The sequence below is a fragment of the Methanocorpusculum labreanum Z genome, from assembly GCF_000015765.1.
GTDB classification, from domain to species: domain Archaea; phylum Halobacteriota; class Methanomicrobia; order Methanomicrobiales; family Methanocorpusculaceae; genus Methanocorpusculum; species Methanocorpusculum labreanum.
This window is the reverse complement of record NC_008942.1, coordinates 656,547-670,016: the sequence shown is the minus strand read 5'-3', so window position 1 is coordinate 670,016 and position 13,470 is coordinate 656,547. Positions and strand designations below refer to the sequence as shown.

The following is a 13,470-nucleotide window of genomic DNA, read 5'->3' as shown; positions in this document are numbered from 1 at the left end:
TCAGTTCCTCCTCCTCTGGCTCACCCTTTTCACCACATACCCTTTCGGGATCGTTATTATCTTCATGTATTCCGAAAGTTCCGGCTCAGGCAGCCTCGCCTCCAGATCATCCACATTTACCGCGTCATAATCCGTGATCCGGTCCCCGATCTTCTTTTTCACCGCTTCATAGATGAACCGGTTCGACAGAAGTTTCGCCGCGTCCGATGTCGTGACATGCACCACCTCCTGGAAAAGATCCGGCAAACCGTTTCTCAGCGCCTTGATATCGACCTCCTTTCTCCGGGATTCTTCCTGCACCAGAACAAAATCCTCAGAAAGAAGACCTCCGGCCTTGATCTCATCAACGGTCTCGTTAAACCGGCGTTTGTAGACCTTCGCCAGATCGTTTAAGGAACCGGCCATCAGCTGACAGTAGAACGCATCTTCGTATTCGTCCATCGGCACGGGAAACGCCGTCTCCAGAGCTGCCCGGATCTCGTCAGCATTAAAGATAGTCATAGGTATCCTCCTGCTGTTCATTGATCCGTTCAATAATTGTCCTTCGCATATCCAGATAGGCGAAGAACTGGATGTCGTCATCCGGAGAATCAATCCGCATCGTCGGCGAACCGCAGACCGGGCAGTTTAGAACCGCCTGTTTCAGATCGCGTTTGTCCTCGACCCAGATCTTTTCCGTGACCGAGTTCAGGCAGACCGGGCAGGAGAACTTGATCCTTCGCAGGTATTCCGTTCCGGGTTCGCTCACAGGCCCACCTCCGCATAGGTCCGCCGGGAAACGATCCGGTGGATCGTGCTCTTGACCACACCAAACTCCGGCGCAAGAACCCGCGGTGGTTCGCCTTCCGCATACCGTCGTCGGATCTCAGCGACTTGTTCATCGGTAAAGATCCGCTTTTTTTGTCCCGACTGCGGGTGGTTGTTGTCCCAGAAGGGGATGAGCCGAAGGTTTGCGAGCCGGCAGTCTTCGATGTTCCCGTTGATATGGTCGATGTGAAGGTTCAGGTCGACCGGTAGATCGTCCATAGTTTTACAGGTTCCGGCGATGAAGACGGCCCGATGCTTGGTGATGGCGACGTTATGCCCTTTGTACTGGGTTGTCATCGAGAGATACCCGTTGTTCTTATGGACAAATCTCAGAGGCTTCCCGGTGTTCCGCGAGATGATCTCGCCGTTTTCCGCATCGAGTTTCCACGTGCCTGTAAGGATCTTTGAGAGGATCACCCGGTCGGCGAGCCGGAGACCCAGGCAGGGTTTCCTGTCAGGGGTCATGGTTCCTCCGGCACTTCGCTGAAAAATCTGATGGTGAGAGTAAATGTTTCGCCGCTGATGGCGGCAAAGGGAATGCCATGATCCCTAAGATGATCGGTGATAAGACCGACAAGGAGTTTGTGCATTACATTGATGAGCCGGGCTGCACGATTGTTCCTTTTGGGATTGAGGGACGTGATGATCGTGTCGAGATAGGGCGATGCGTCGTAATCGGCTCTGCTCCATATCTGGTTTTTGGGCTCAAAGGTCATGGTCCACCTGTCGTGGGGGCGGTTGCTTTTTCTCTTTGCAGTGCAAATTGTCTATTGCCTGTTCCCTGATTAAGTTTCCAGACCGTCATCGGACAGGCATGTTTTTTGGTCATTTGATTACTCCAGTGATTTTTTCGAAGTTTGGATGGTTTTCTTTGAACTTTTCTATGACATCACCTGAGATGTCCGGGTATTTTCTGCTAAGTTCTGCACACCGGTTGATGACGGCGGCTTCCGCGCTTTTTCTTCCGCCGAGAAGTCGGACGAATTCACGTTCGTTGGTTATGTCGCCGAAGTAGAGGTCGTAGATGCGGGCGGTTTTTTCTTCTTGATTTTCGGGAGCGGCCACATTTCCATTCAGGGATTCTTCCATGAAGTTTACGATCATGGGTGATCCATCTTTGCCGAACTGTTCTTTGAACTGATACATGACCCCGGATTTTGATTCTGGGACGTAAACTCTAAAGTCAGGCATTTCTCTGTGGTTCTCCTTTCATGTGTTCTCTGATGAGAGCGAGGATGACTTTCGAAGTCCTCGGGTTTGGATACTTTTTCGTGAATGCAGCGAACGTCTTTTTGTCAGGGTCGCTGATCGTGAGGTTGAAATGGTTTTTCAATTTTTTATCACTTCCCCTCTTTTGCAGAGGTTTTTTCCAGCAGTTTCACCGGGGTCATTTCCCCCTCAGTTGCATACAAAATAATTATTTTTCTATGCATATTAGTGTATGTTTTTTTGAAAAACGAGAAATTATTTCAAAAATTGCATCATAATTTAGAGAAGATAAGGGGGGCTGAGGTAACGTCGAAGTTGGGGGAAAGAGAGTCCTTTTGGCCGGTCGGATTATGGCCGGCGGTTTGTTGATTTTTTTCTTGGTATCACGCTTGCTTTGGTGTTTTTGGTTTTCGGGAGAGGTCCCCGGAATATATCTTTTGTTGGATTGTGAGTATTTATACCCCGAACCGCGCGGTGCGATAATGCCTCCTATTTTTGCAGATCCGTGGTGGTCAGTGAGTGAGAAGAGGATTTTACGATGCAAAAAAATCGTATTAGGAGGGGGGAGAAAAACGTGAAGATTCGGGAAGGAGTTGGTCGGGTGTGGACACATGAGATATTCCACCGCGAATAATCGCGAATCTCCGCGAATCGCATTTTTCCTGTTCCGCCCTCTTGACCTTCGGTCGCGTCCCTACGCTCCGCCTGATCGGCTCCGCGTGGTCGGGACGGCGAAACGAAAAATGCTGGAAAACCCGCGTCGCGGGTTTTCTATAAAGAGTCTGAAATCCTTGTAATTACAAAATAGATCAATAAATTATCAGGAGAAAACCCGCGACGCGGGTTTTCCAGCATTTTCCACGCTGGCGTTCCGGCCACGCGGAGCCGATCAGGCGGAGCGTAGGAACGCGGCCGAGGAGTGAAACGACGAGGACAAGAAGACAGCGTAAGGAAAATGCGATTCGCGGAGATTCGCGATTATTCGCGGTGGAATTCTCATACATCCAAACCCGGCCTTACCATTTCCGAATTGGATCGGTAGTTCCGGGGTCGTTTTTGGGACGATCTTCACGGACGAAATTTTGTTCATTTTTCCATTCGCAAATAGGTGTTTCGATTCCAAAATCACCTCCCGCCGATCAATTTTGACCATTTTTTAATGATGATTTTCGGTGGTCGAAATTGTAAATCGGCAAGATTCGACGTATTTTCTCCCCCATGCGGTCATTATATATAAATTAACAGGGAGGCGCCTGGAAAAAATGATGACCCGGGTAAAACTACCTACCTACTGACGTAGTAATTTATATAGGAGTAATTTTTATTTTGATTCTTCTCTCTCTCTCTCTCTCTCTCTCTCTCTCTCTCTTCTGCAATGTACATAAAATAATAATAATAAGAGACTAGGCGCCTAAAAAAAAAGTGATTGATGAGAGATTTTCTTCCGCTGTAGCTACATACGTAGGTAGGTAGTCTGCCCCGGGTCATCGTTTTTTCCAGGCGCCTGGGTATTCCTTTATATAGTTTTGAGGTTTTGCCGGCAGAATCGCCAGCATACGGCGTATTTTTTGTCTGGGGTATGGTATTTTGCTGTCGGCAAAGGGGTGTTTTTGCTTGGCAGACGGGTATTTTCCAATCGAAATTGTGGTTTTCGAGTAGAGACGCGGAAAAATCCGGGGTATTGAGGCGGGTGATGAGGAGGGAAAAGGTGGAGGAGAATAGTTGAGCGTACCTCTCCATCGCAAAATGTCTGCAAAAATGATTCTTGGAGTGGTAGGTCGATGGATTTTTTCCATCTCATGATGGTCACCGGCGGGCAATGATGCCTGCTTTGCATGTTTTATGATTCTCGAATGAGAAAAAACTGAAAGTAATTCCCACGATAAAAAGATATAAGAACTTTCCCTTTCCTATTGTTCACTAAGGAATCCGATCATGATACGAAACGCGTCTTCGAAGATCCTATCCATACTGATAGTTCTTTTTTTTATATCTGCATCCGGCTGTATTACGCCAGTTCAGGAAACACCGACGCTTCAGCCGGTATCGGATGAGTACTATGCCGAGATGGACGCAGCTCTGGACACCTATATCCTAAACATCGATGAGCAGATGAAGGAGACGACTGCAGCGGTGTGGAATGCAGCAAGAGAACTAGACGGCATGCCCAAAGATGGCCCGGAGGTAGATCTCGCTTTACTGAAACTCAAAAGTGAGATCCCCCTCTCTTACGAAGTCGGCCGCGTGGACAAGGACAACATTCTTACAGCCATTACGGGAGAACAGAATAGTCAGCAACTCGTTGGAACAGAGATCATAACTACGCCATACACCGAAGAAGAGCTAAAAGCTGTCGGATCTGCCTGTGTAGTATCCAACTTTGTCACATTCCAAAATGGAGACAGAGGAATAAAGGTTATTGCACCAGTCTACGACGCAGAAGGCAATTATGACGGGACCATACAGGTATCTCTCAACATAGAGTCTCTTTTCTCCGGACCGGCGGACGAACTGAGGACAAAATACGGATATACCGTCTGGGCCGCTCAGGAAAACGGACAAATAATATATGACGAAGAAATGACCAAAATCGGATCCGACCTCACGAACCCTTCATCGGCGTACACACCATCATTCACTGCAGCAACTAAAGATATTCTCACAAACGAATCAGGACACACCTCCTACATTTTCTATTCAGCAGCATGGAACAATATTTCCCAGACAAATGCCGTATGGAGCACACTTGAACCAGGATACGGACAGACATGGAAAATTGTACTTGTCGACACAGTCCCGCCACTCCACGAACTTATGGAGCCGATAGTTACTCCAGACGAACTGAAGGTGTTCGTTATGAAGGCCTATATCTATGCCCTGACCGAAGGTAAAACAAAAGCCCTCGCCGCATTCAATGATCCAAAGGGGGATTTTATTGACGGAGAGCTGTATATCTTTGCAGGAGGTATGGACGGGACCGTGTTGTCGCTTCCCTATCAGCCGGCACTTATCGGAGAAAATTCCTGGTTTGCAGAGGATCCTGCCGGCGTAAAATATGTACAGAGAGTGATCGCACGGGCAGAGCAGGGCGGAGGGTATGTTCTGTACCTGTATCCAAATCCAAGTGTCGGTTACTCTACCGAATTAAAGCTCTCCTATGTGATCCCGGTAGACAACGAATGGTACCTTGGTGCTGGTCTGTATGAACATAATGCTCCGTTTTCCCATACGACCAATGTCGACTGGAAGATGCGAAACGAACTTATCAAGCAGGTTCGAACCATGAAGTATCTTGCAGCCGTCGAGGGTATTCCTGCCGTTACCGACATGATGATGGATCCAAACAGTTCATTCCAGCGGGATGGTCTGTATCCGTTTGCGATCTCTGGAAACGGTACTATTCTTGCCTTTTCCAATGACCCGGCGATTGTCGGGACCAATCAGCTCGGCAGTCTCAACAGTTACGGAATGTCGTTTGTCAGGGAAGGAATATCCCTGGGTCAGGAAGGAGGCGGTCTGATGTATACGCTTGCCTGGGACGCGGAAAAACAAAAAGAGGTGTTTGTTCTGGATTATGTGGAGCCGGCAGGGAACGACACCTACTTTGCCAGTTATATGATCCTGGAGTGAGTGGAGGCGGAAAATGATCAAATCTTTTAGAAAAACGAGGACTGATGCTCCATACGGAAAAAGACGGAAACTCTTCAAAGAGAGGGGTCATCATCAAAACCCTGGTGAAAAAATGACACGGCATGTAATTTCGGGTGTCAGTATAATTGCATTACTCCTATTTTGCATTTGTACCTCCGGGTGTGTTATATCTGCACAAAATACAACCGAACTGCAGCCGGTTTCCGCTGAACACATCAGTGAGATGGATGCGGCCCTTTATCCGCTCACGCATTTGATCACCAAAGAGATGGAGCAAGCGTGCTGTTTAGTGTGGAAAACCGCGAGAGACCTTGACGGCGTACCAATCGATGATCCGAAAGTCGAGCTTGCACTTCTGAAATTGAGACGGGACATCCCGTTTTCGTTCGAAGCAGGACTGTTTGATACAAATAACACGCTCATTGCGTCAACTGAAGATCTCAGTCAAACCATGGAGATCGGTGTCAGCAAGGCAACAACCCATTATACCAAAGAGGATTACCAGGCCGCAGGATCACAGTGCATAATATCAGGATACTCGCGTTTGCTCAATAATGAAAGCGGGATCGTGATCACTGCGCCGTTGTATGATGCAGAGGGTACGTTTAACGGTACTCTACGGGTCGGGATCAATACATGGGCGCTTTTTGCCGGACTCAATGAATACGTCAGACACATATATGGATACACATTGTGGGTCGCTCAAAATGACGGCATAGTGATTTATGATAAGGACTCGCAGGAGATCGGTAAAAACATATTTACTGATTCCTTGTATCAGAGCGACACCTTACAGAATGCAGCGAAGATAATTATTGATTCTTCGTCTGGAAATGTCTCGTATCTGTTCTATGACTCCACGTGGGTCGACATGATCCAGATCAACGCGGTCTGGGACACGGTGTATCCAGGATACGGCATGGAGTGGAGGATGGTCGTTACCGACAATGCCGAAGTGAAGACCACAAACGAGACAAAAACAAACCTGACGATAGAAGATCTGAAAAGTTTTGTCGAGAAGGCGTATGTCTATGCTCAGACCCATACCAAAGAAGAGGCCTTGAATGCGTTCAATGATCAAGAAGGTGAGTTCGTCAATGGGGAGCAGTATATCTTTGCATACAGCATGGATGGAGAAGTGTTGGCTCTACCCTATCAGCCAGGCCTTATCGGCGAAGACCGATTTTTCATGGAGGACCCAAATGGAGTCAAGGTTCTGCATAGAGTGATCGCCAGAGCAAAACAGGGAGGAGGGTATGTCTGTTATCTGTATCCAAACCCGGATCATGACTTTGCGCAGGAGTTCAAACTTTCCTATGTTATGCCGGTGGATGATACGTGGTTGATCGGATCTGGCATATATATACAGGAAAACCCCTTGTCCCAGGACCAGTACATCTCCTGGACCGAACACGAGGATTTGACGTATCAGGTGAGAAACATGCAGTATCTTGCGAAGACGGAAGGAATCGAATCGGTGATTGAGATGATCAAGGATCCAAACAGTGAACTGCAGATCGAAGGATTATATCCGTTTGCCGTCACGGAAAACGGAATTGACCTTGCGGATGCGATGAACCCGGAGATGGCGGGAACTAACCAGCTGGGCATGATAAATTCGCTTGGAATGTCGATAGCCCGCGAGGTCATTTCCCTTGCCCAGGCAGGCGGGGGATGGATGTATTGTCTCTGGGGTATCCCGCCCTCAAACGAAGAACAGTACGTGCTGATCTATGTTGAACCGGCTAATGCCTCGGTGTATCTAGGTAGTCTCATAATTCTCGAGTGAACGTAAATGGTTATCCGCTACAAGAAAACAAGCCCAAAACAGAGAAGGATAGTTATGGCGATATCTCTCGTGATAACCATCATCGTGATCCTGGTTGCTTCTCTTGGCGGATTACTTTTTGGAGCCTCCTATATTCTCGACCAGTCCCTCAAGGATCCAGAAGTTCTTGTACATCCTGCAATATCCGGAAACGACATCATTGTCACGATATATGAAGGAGAAAAGGTCGGCGAACTTGTCCAGCTCTCTCTGGAGATCGAAGGATATGCGCCCGTCGTGCAGAATGTTCCAAGCGGCGCAACCCAGATCGTCTATGTCGGTATTGCTTCCCAGGTAACGGGAACGAGAAATGTCGGCGTCCGGGGAATCTTCACAGATGGATCGGTAAAACTCCTGAAGGTAATCGAACTGAGATTTACCTAAAAAAACAATCTATTCTTGTACGAAAGTACTCAATCCAAAGCTGCCTACTTGAAAAGGGAGGGAGAAAGAATCAGCCGCGGCGGATTATCGTTCCGGCTTTTCCTTCACGTAAAACCGCAGTCAGTTCACCCGGGTTGTGTCCATTGACGATTTTGACCTCATGCAGATTTTTACAATGAGACAGAATCTCCACGGCCTTATGTTCCATGACCATGTCATCCATACCCATATCCATTAGTTCGGTCGTAGTAATTGAAGGGATCAACTCGGCATCCTCACATAAAAATGGATTTTTATCAAAGAGGCCGGCGGTATTCTTCACTAAGATGCAGGATTTCGCTCCAAGAACTTCTGCCGCGATAAGCGCGCCGCAGTCGGTCCGATACTGAGGCAGCATACCCTTTTCGGGGGGGACCTCAAAAAGGCCAAACGGCGGAGTCCCCTGAGTCACCGGCAAAACACCCTGTCTGAGGAGGTTTGGGACCTCCAGAATATCGGCAGTGGAAATGGCCTGCCCTCCAACATCTGCAAGCAGAATAGAGAGCATAAGAGCGTTCTGTTCGCTGATCTTCCCTGCAAGGGAGGCAAGAACACCAGTCGGCATTCCAAGATCCAGACCGATGTCCATTATATGACGAACGCGTGCCCCGCCGCCGGTCATAATGAGCATAGGAAAATCGGCACACAGTGCCTTTATTTCAGTAATAAGAGGGTGGACCGCGATCGATCCATAATCAATAACTCCGTGTCCGCCGATCTTGACGACGTTAACTTCCGGAGCAATACGAAGAGGGGTGATCCCCTCCTGCCCGGCAAGAAGACCGAAGCGGGAGAGGGTTTCATCCTTAAGATTAGATTCCAGACTTTTACGTGTATAGGGCGTTATTTTCATACGTACTATACATAAAGTCAGTCAGAGTATTTCTTTTTACCGTGTTCTGCCTCGTCCATCGGGGCAAGATAGATGAGTTCGCAATCGGTACCCTGCAGAATAGCCTCAAGTTCGGTTTTTCTGAAATGACTGGCAGAAAAACGAATATCGCTGCGGTCTCCGGTGACGGCGGCAATCCGATATCTCGGTTCCTGTACTCCAGTTCCGACCTTGTTGCGTTCCCTTACATAAATTTTCGTGGTCATTTCTGATTTCACCTTCCGTGTTCGATGATATATCAGCTGGTATAAGTAATAAACATATGTATTCAGAGAAAAAAATATCACACATAGATTTATCATTCAATAATGACAATTAGAGTTCTATGGAAGAAAATCCAATCATGTATCAAAAAGCACTTAAAGCATTAGGTGTTCAGGATTCGCTCAGTTGTGACAAGGCCATTGCCATCTGTAAAATTTTCGAGTTCAACCGTGAACCTTTTCAGGAATACTGTGACGCGCACCACGTCGCCATTACCGGCTGCAGCACCGATTTTTTTTAAGTAAGTAATTTTTGGAGAGATCAGTGCTTCGACTGATTTCTCAACTCTTCCAAAAGAAGCGGCATAAATGTTCCTGCATCGCTTATCAACCCGATCGCCTGGGAGGTTCCGCGATCCATGAGTTTTGTGACGGATGCCGGGTTGATGTCCACACAGATGGTTTTGACGTGTGAGGGAAGGAGATTTCCAACAGCCACGGAGTGCAGGAGGGTTGCCACCATCAAGACCATGCCAAGTTCAGGAATATGCCGGCGCATGGCGTCCTGGGATTCCATAACATTCTGGATAACATCGGGCAAAGGGCCGTCGTCACGGATCGAACCGGCAAGCACATAGGGGACATTATTTTTGATGCATTCATACATGATCCCCCGGGTAACCAGGCCGGATTCAACAGCGGCGCGAATCGATCCTGCATTCATGATCTTATTAATGGTATAGAGGTGATGCCGGTGTCCTCCGCTCACCAGTTCACCGGTCGCAAGGTTCATGCCAAGCGATGTGCCAAAGATGCTGCTCTCAAGATCGTGTGTCGCAAGAGCGTTTCCAGCGAAGATGACGTCCAGATAACCTTCGCGGATCATGGCGGCCACCGAGTCGGATGCCCCTGTATGCACGATCGCGGGTCCGCCGACAAGCGCGACCTTTTTTCCCGAGGCTTTGACCGCGAGGAGTTCTTTGGCGATCCGGCTGATGATGGTCCGGCTTGGCCGCTCGGAAGAGACATTGCCGCCCATGAACTCGAAAACGCCGATCTCACGCGGACGTTCGGGGAAGTCGACCTTGACGCCTTCTTCGCCGACGACAACGGTGTCTCCCGGCTGAAGTTTGCCCTGGACAACGCATTTTGCGGTCATATTTTTCGTGTCGACCGAGATCAGCGCATCCATTTTCATGGTGTCGACCGGGATCCAGGTATCCAGATAATGGACATACGTCGGGTGATTGGTTGTTGAGTAGAATCCCTCCGGCGCTACTTTTGCTTTTACAACGGAGACGAGCTCGACTTCGGCCTCCCCGGATACAAGCACACCTAACCGGCGAAGTTCGCTGATCAGGGCACTAAGCTGCTCAGGCGTCTCTGCTGAGATCTGCATTCTGGCATAACTCGGATCCGTCTTCTGCCGGCCTAAAGTGAACTCTTCCGTTTCAAAATCACCATTGTATTCAACCACGGTGTCCATGACCTTGGCAAGGATACCGGAATCTACAATGTGGCCCCGAAGTTCAATTTCCCGCGAAAACTTCATGGGATAGTATTTGGACGTGATATGACATGAATTTAGGGGGCGGGGCGGACGCTGAAAGCGGCCGACCTCAGCGGAGCAAATCTTTGATTTGCGACTGCGGGTTGGATGCGAGCGAAGCGAAGCAGACGACCCGTAGGGGCGACCTTAGCCGATATTTTTCGATTTGGTGTATGGGATTTTTTGAGTGATACCAGCCATCACACGAAATGCACGAAAAACACACGAAAACACGAAAAGAAAAAAAACAGTTGGATGGGCTCCAGGTAGTACCCCCGTCCCCCACACCAAATCCACAAAAATCAACGAAATGCACAAAAAGGGGGACGGGGGAGGATATGATGTACAATCGCCTAACAACCGATCTATCTATTTTTCGTGTTTTCGTGTGTTTTTCGTGCATTTCGTGTGATGAATTGTACCATCCGAAAGAATCCCGTACACGAAACCGAAGCCTTCAGGCGCAAATCAAAGATTTGCTCCGCTGAGGTCGGACGCTTTCAGCGTCCAACCCGCCACCCAAAACAAGCTCAACATATGAGAAAATGCAGGACCGCAAAAAGGGGAATAATATTAGTATTTTCTTGCAACGAAGAAGTCGGCCATCTCAAGAATGAGAGTCTTTGCTTCCGAGTCAGGAAGAACGGAAAGCCCTGCTTTGGAATCATTGATGAGTTTTTCAGCCATGCCCCGGGCTTTGTCCAGAACTCCCGAGGTCTCAAGAAGGCTGATTGCTTCACTGATCTCCTCTTTGGAAAGTTCCGGCTTGTGATATGCGGAAAGGTCAATGCCTCCGTCGCGTGCAAGGATTGCAAGAATGCTTTGTTTGTTTTCCCGGAGGTCCGATGCCTGATCTTTACCGGAGACTTCCGACGGTGCGAGAAGATCGATGATATCATCCTGAATCTGGAAAGCGATACCGGTGTTCAGGCCAAGCGTGTACAGAGCGGAAATCTGTTTGACATCCCCGCCGGCAAGGGCGGCTCCGATTCCGGCAGCTGCCGCATAAAGGACACCGGTCTTTTTCCGAACCATCGAGAGATACTCTTCCAGGGTCACATCGGATCTCGTCTCGAAGGAGACATCCTCCTGCTGGCCTTCGCAGAGTTCATGGCAGGAGTGAGCAAGCATCTGAACTGCGATGACTTTGGACTCGGCCGTGGCATTTTTCACGCGGCAGAGATATTCAAACGCGTTCGCATACAACACATCGCCCGCGAGAATCGCGGTGGCCTCGTTCCAGACGACATGGACCGTGGGTCTCCCGCGGCGGAGAGAATCGCCGTCCATGATATCATCATGAACCAGCGTGAAAGTGTGGGTCCATTCAAGAGCGAGAGCTGCCTGGAAGATATCTTCCGATGCTCCTTTCCGGATAGATTCAGCCGAGAGAAGCACGAGAGCCGGCCGCAGACGTTTCCCTCCGCTTACGAGGAGATGGGACGCAGCTTTCTGCAGGGTCGAATCGACGGCTTTACTATACTCATCCGCCTCCATATCGACTTTGGCGGCTACAGATTTCAGATATTCATCAAGTTTCATAAGATCATCTCATTTCGGAAGGACCAGACGGTCGCCGTTCTGCATAATATGGACCTCCTTATTCAGGGTGTATCCAAATTCGGAACCAAGCGCCACGTATCCGCCTTTCATAGCGAAAGGACCGTGGGACGGAATGATGTGTTCAGGATTCAGCATGGAAAGCAGATCGTAATGTTCCTGATAATAGGCGTGACCGGTCACGTGAAGTCCGTCGAAGATACGGGCACCCTGCCGCATCAGAAGCCGGTCGACCTCGGCACGCTGGGCATAGTTGGTCGGATTGGGGATGATGTTTGCAGAAAACATAACCTTATCTCCCCTCTCGATCTTAAGAGGCGTCTCGCCGAGTGCGATTCTCGAAAGCATTGATCCCGGCTCACCCTGGTGACCGGTCGCAACGAGGAGGAACTTGTCCTTGCCTTCTTTCAGAACGCGGCGGAGCATCCGGTCGGTGGTTTTTCTGTTTCCATAAATGCTGGTCCCCTGCGGGAAAGCGACCTGCTTTAAAATCTCTGCAGTGGTGTTGTACCTTTCCATACTGCGGCCGAGAAGCACCGGGATCCGGTCGATCTCGCGGGCGCATTCGGTGATCGTCTTGATCCTCGCGATCTGCGAAGCAAACGTCGAGACGATGATAGCGTTCTTGTCGTCCTCGCACCTCATGATCGCATCGCGGACCCGCAGACGGGCAACCTGTTCGCTTGGAGAGTAGCCGCGGTCATCAAGGTTCAGCGATTCAACGATCAAAACCTTGACGCCCTCTTTCCCGATCTCACGCATGCGGGCGAGATCCGGAGCTTCACCGATCACCGGCGTCATATCGAACTTGAAATCGTTTGCATATACGACGCAGCCGACCGGGGTGTGGAGAACGGCCATGACCGAATCAATGATACTGTGCTGAACGCGGACGAACTCTAAGGTGAGGTTCTGGGAGATGGTGTATTTCCCTCCGGCCTTCAGTGCAAAGGTCTTGTTCATCACCGAGAATTTGCGTTCGCCTTCGATCTGCTGTTTGATCAGCTCATTCGTATATGGAGTCGAGATGATCGGGCAGTTATACCGGTGGGCAAGTTTCTGGATAGCACCGATGTGGTCCAGGTGACCGTGCGTACAGACGATCGCTTTGACGGTCCCTTCGACCGAGTTCATTACAGTGTCATCGGGAATGGCACCCATCTGGATAAGATCCAGCGAGTGCATATTCTCCATATCCACGTTGTTGTTACCCGTGATCGGGTCCAGATATAAGCCAATGTCGAAAATGACGATTTCTTTGCCGACGCGGACCGCGGTCATGTTTCTTCCGACCTCGTTGTACCCGCCTACGGCTATTACTTCTATGTCAACCATATTTTGTTTCCTG

At 49.2% G+C, this 13,470-nt stretch carries 16 protein-coding genes; 4 read left to right on the top strand and 12 right to left on the bottom strand.

Features of this window, described 5'->3' with window-relative positions; translation table 11 throughout:
* The 7 genes from MLAB_RS03665 to MLAB_RS03640 all read right to left on the bottom strand — a co-directional run bounded on the left by MLAB_RS03665 (position 1) and on the right by MLAB_RS03640 (position 3,020).
* Positions 1 to 501, bottom strand: coding sequence for a hypothetical protein (locus MLAB_RS03665; protein ID WP_011833070.1), 501 nt, complete (start codon positions 499 to 501; stop codon positions 1 to 3).
* A complete protein-coding gene (locus MLAB_RS03660) occupies positions 488 to 748 on the bottom strand; it encodes a hypothetical protein (protein ID WP_011833069.1) in 261 nt (86 codons plus the stop codon). The genes MLAB_RS03665 and MLAB_RS03660 overlap by 14 nt, the downstream gene beginning before the upstream one ends.
* On the bottom strand, positions 745 to 1,272 hold the full coding sequence (locus MLAB_RS03655) for an HNH endonuclease (RefSeq protein WP_011833068.1): 528 nt from the start codon (positions 1,270 to 1,272) through the stop codon (positions 745 to 747). The genes MLAB_RS03660 and MLAB_RS03655 overlap by 4 nt, the downstream gene beginning before the upstream one ends.
* Positions 1,269 to 1,523: a hypothetical protein gene (locus MLAB_RS03650; protein ID WP_011833067.1), complete on the bottom strand. Its 255-nt coding sequence runs from the start codon at positions 1,521 to 1,523 to the stop codon at positions 1,269 to 1,271. The genes MLAB_RS03655 and MLAB_RS03650 overlap by 4 nt, the downstream gene beginning before the upstream one ends.
* Before the next feature lie 109 nt (positions 1,524 to 1,632).
* Positions 1,633 to 1,998: a hypothetical protein gene (locus tag MLAB_RS03645; RefSeq protein ID WP_011833066.1), complete on the bottom strand. Its 366-nt coding sequence runs from the start codon at positions 1,996 to 1,998 to the stop codon at positions 1,633 to 1,635.
* The gene (locus MLAB_RS09810; protein WP_187146135.1) at positions 1,991 to 2,140 is read right to left on the bottom strand and encodes a hypothetical protein; all 150 of its coding nucleotides are present in this window, start codon (positions 2,138 to 2,140) and stop codon (positions 1,991 to 1,993) included. Before MLAB_RS09810 ends, MLAB_RS03645 begins: the two co-directional genes overlap by 8 nt.
* Positions 2,141 to 2,825: 685 nt before the next feature.
* The gene (locus MLAB_RS03640) at positions 2,826 to 3,020 is read right to left on the bottom strand and encodes a hypothetical protein (protein ID WP_048062007.1); all 195 of its coding nucleotides are present in this window, start codon (positions 3,018 to 3,020) and stop codon (positions 2,826 to 2,828) included.
* A 931-nt stretch (positions 3,021 to 3,951) separates the two neighbouring features.
* Here MLAB_RS03640 and MLAB_RS09385 point away from each other — a divergent pair.
* From MLAB_RS09385 to MLAB_RS03620, 3 genes are all read left to right on the top strand, one after another.
* On the top strand, positions 3,952 to 5,646 hold the full coding sequence (locus MLAB_RS09385; RefSeq protein WP_011833064.1) for a cache domain-containing protein: 1,695 nt from the start codon (positions 3,952 to 3,954) through the stop codon (positions 5,644 to 5,646).
* Positions 5,647 to 5,758: 112 nt separating this feature from the next.
* A complete protein-coding gene (locus MLAB_RS03625; RefSeq protein WP_245525979.1) occupies positions 5,759 to 7,456 on the top strand; it encodes a cache domain-containing protein in 1,698 nt (565 codons plus the stop codon).
* A gap of 54 nt (positions 7,457 to 7,510) precedes the next feature.
* Positions 7,511 to 7,879: a hypothetical protein gene (locus tag MLAB_RS03620; RefSeq protein ID WP_143702766.1), complete on the top strand. Its 369-nt coding sequence runs from the start codon at positions 7,511 to 7,513 to the stop codon at positions 7,877 to 7,879.
* A gap of 70 nt (positions 7,880 to 7,949) precedes the next feature.
* Here the strand turns inward: MLAB_RS03620 and MLAB_RS03615 are convergent, their stop codons facing one another.
* Complete coding sequence (locus MLAB_RS03615; protein ID WP_011833061.1) at positions 7,950 to 8,771, bottom strand: amino acid kinase family protein; 822 nt, start codon at positions 8,769 to 8,771, stop codon at positions 7,950 to 7,952.
* Between the two features lie 17 nt (positions 8,772 to 8,788).
* Positions 8,789 to 9,016: a hypothetical protein gene (locus tag MLAB_RS03610; protein WP_048062005.1), complete on the bottom strand. Its 228-nt coding sequence runs from the start codon at positions 9,014 to 9,016 to the stop codon at positions 8,789 to 8,791.
* Between the two features lie 119 nt (positions 9,017 to 9,135).
* Between MLAB_RS03610 and MLAB_RS03605 the strand changes: the two genes are divergently transcribed.
* A complete protein-coding gene (locus tag MLAB_RS03605) occupies positions 9,136 to 9,315 on the top strand; it encodes a hypothetical protein (RefSeq protein ID WP_048062004.1) in 180 nt (59 codons plus the stop codon).
* Between the two features lie 20 nt (positions 9,316 to 9,335).
* On the opposite strand, the gene MLAB_RS03600 is transcribed toward MLAB_RS03605, so the two are convergent.
* The 3 genes from MLAB_RS03600 to MLAB_RS03590 all read right to left on the bottom strand — a co-directional run bounded on the left by MLAB_RS03600 (position 9,336) and on the right by MLAB_RS03590 (position 13,457).
* Positions 9,336 to 10,565, bottom strand: a complete 1,230-nt coding sequence (locus MLAB_RS03600) for an ornithine cyclodeaminase (protein ID WP_011833059.1) — start codon at positions 10,563 to 10,565, stop codon at positions 9,336 to 9,338.
* A gap of 570 nt (positions 10,566 to 11,135) precedes the next feature.
* Positions 11,136 to 12,104, bottom strand: a complete 969-nt coding sequence (locus tag MLAB_RS03595) for a polyprenyl synthetase family protein (protein WP_011833058.1) — start codon at positions 12,102 to 12,104, stop codon at positions 11,136 to 11,138.
* Between the two features lie 9 nt (positions 12,105 to 12,113).
* Entirely contained in the window at positions 12,114 to 13,457 is a 1,344-nt protein-coding gene (locus MLAB_RS03590; RefSeq protein ID WP_011833057.1) for an RNase J family beta-CASP ribonuclease, read from the bottom strand.
* Positions 13,458 to 13,470 lie beyond the last annotated feature (13 nt).

Bases quoted from the DNA above. Each gene is read 5' to 3' on its own strand.
- MLAB_RS03620 (WP_143702766.1), top strand. From the start codon at position 7,511: ATGGCGATATCTCTCGTGATAACCATCATCGTGATCCTGGTTGCTTCT.
- MLAB_RS03590 (WP_011833057.1), bottom strand. From the start codon at position 13,457: ATGGTTGACATAGAAGTAATAGCCGTAGGCGGGTACAACGAGGTCGGA.
- MLAB_RS09385 (WP_011833064.1), top strand. From the start codon at position 3,952: ATGATACGAAACGCGTCTTCGAAGATCCTATCCATACTGATAGTTCTT.
- MLAB_RS03655 (WP_011833068.1), bottom strand. From the start codon at position 1,272: ATGACCCCTGACAGGAAACCCTGCCTGGGTCTCCGGCTCGCCGACCGG.
- MLAB_RS03645 (WP_011833066.1), bottom strand. From the start codon at position 1,998: ATGCCTGACTTTAGAGTTTACGTCCCAGAATCAAAATCCGGGGTCATG.
- MLAB_RS03600 (WP_011833059.1), bottom strand. From the start codon at position 10,565: ATGAAGTTTTCGCGGGAAATTGAACTTCGGGGCCACATTGTAGATTCC.
- MLAB_RS03650 (WP_011833067.1), bottom strand. From the start codon at position 1,523: ATGACCTTTGAGCCCAAAAACCAGATATGGAGCAGAGCCGATTACGAC.
- MLAB_RS03665 (WP_011833070.1), bottom strand. From the start codon at position 501: ATGACTATCTTTAATGCTGACGAGATCCGGGCAGCTCTGGAGACGGCG.
- MLAB_RS03605 (WP_048062004.1), top strand. From the start codon at position 9,136: ATGGAAGAAAATCCAATCATGTATCAAAAAGCACTTAAAGCATTAGGT.
- MLAB_RS03595 (WP_011833058.1), bottom strand. From the start codon at position 12,104: ATGAAACTTGATGAATATCTGAAATCTGTAGCCGCCAAAGTCGATATG.
- MLAB_RS03640 (WP_048062007.1), bottom strand. From the start codon at position 3,020: ATGTATGAGAATTCCACCGCGAATAATCGCGAATCTCCGCGAATCGCA.
- MLAB_RS03610 (WP_048062005.1), bottom strand. From the start codon at position 9,016: ATGACCACGAAAATTTATGTAAGGGAACGCAACAAGGTCGGAACTGGA.
- MLAB_RS03625 (WP_245525979.1), top strand. From the start codon at position 5,759: ATGACACGGCATGTAATTTCGGGTGTCAGTATAATTGCATTACTCCTA.
- MLAB_RS03615 (WP_011833061.1), bottom strand. From the start codon at position 8,771: ATGAAAATAACGCCCTATACACGTAAAAGTCTGGAATCTAATCTTAAG.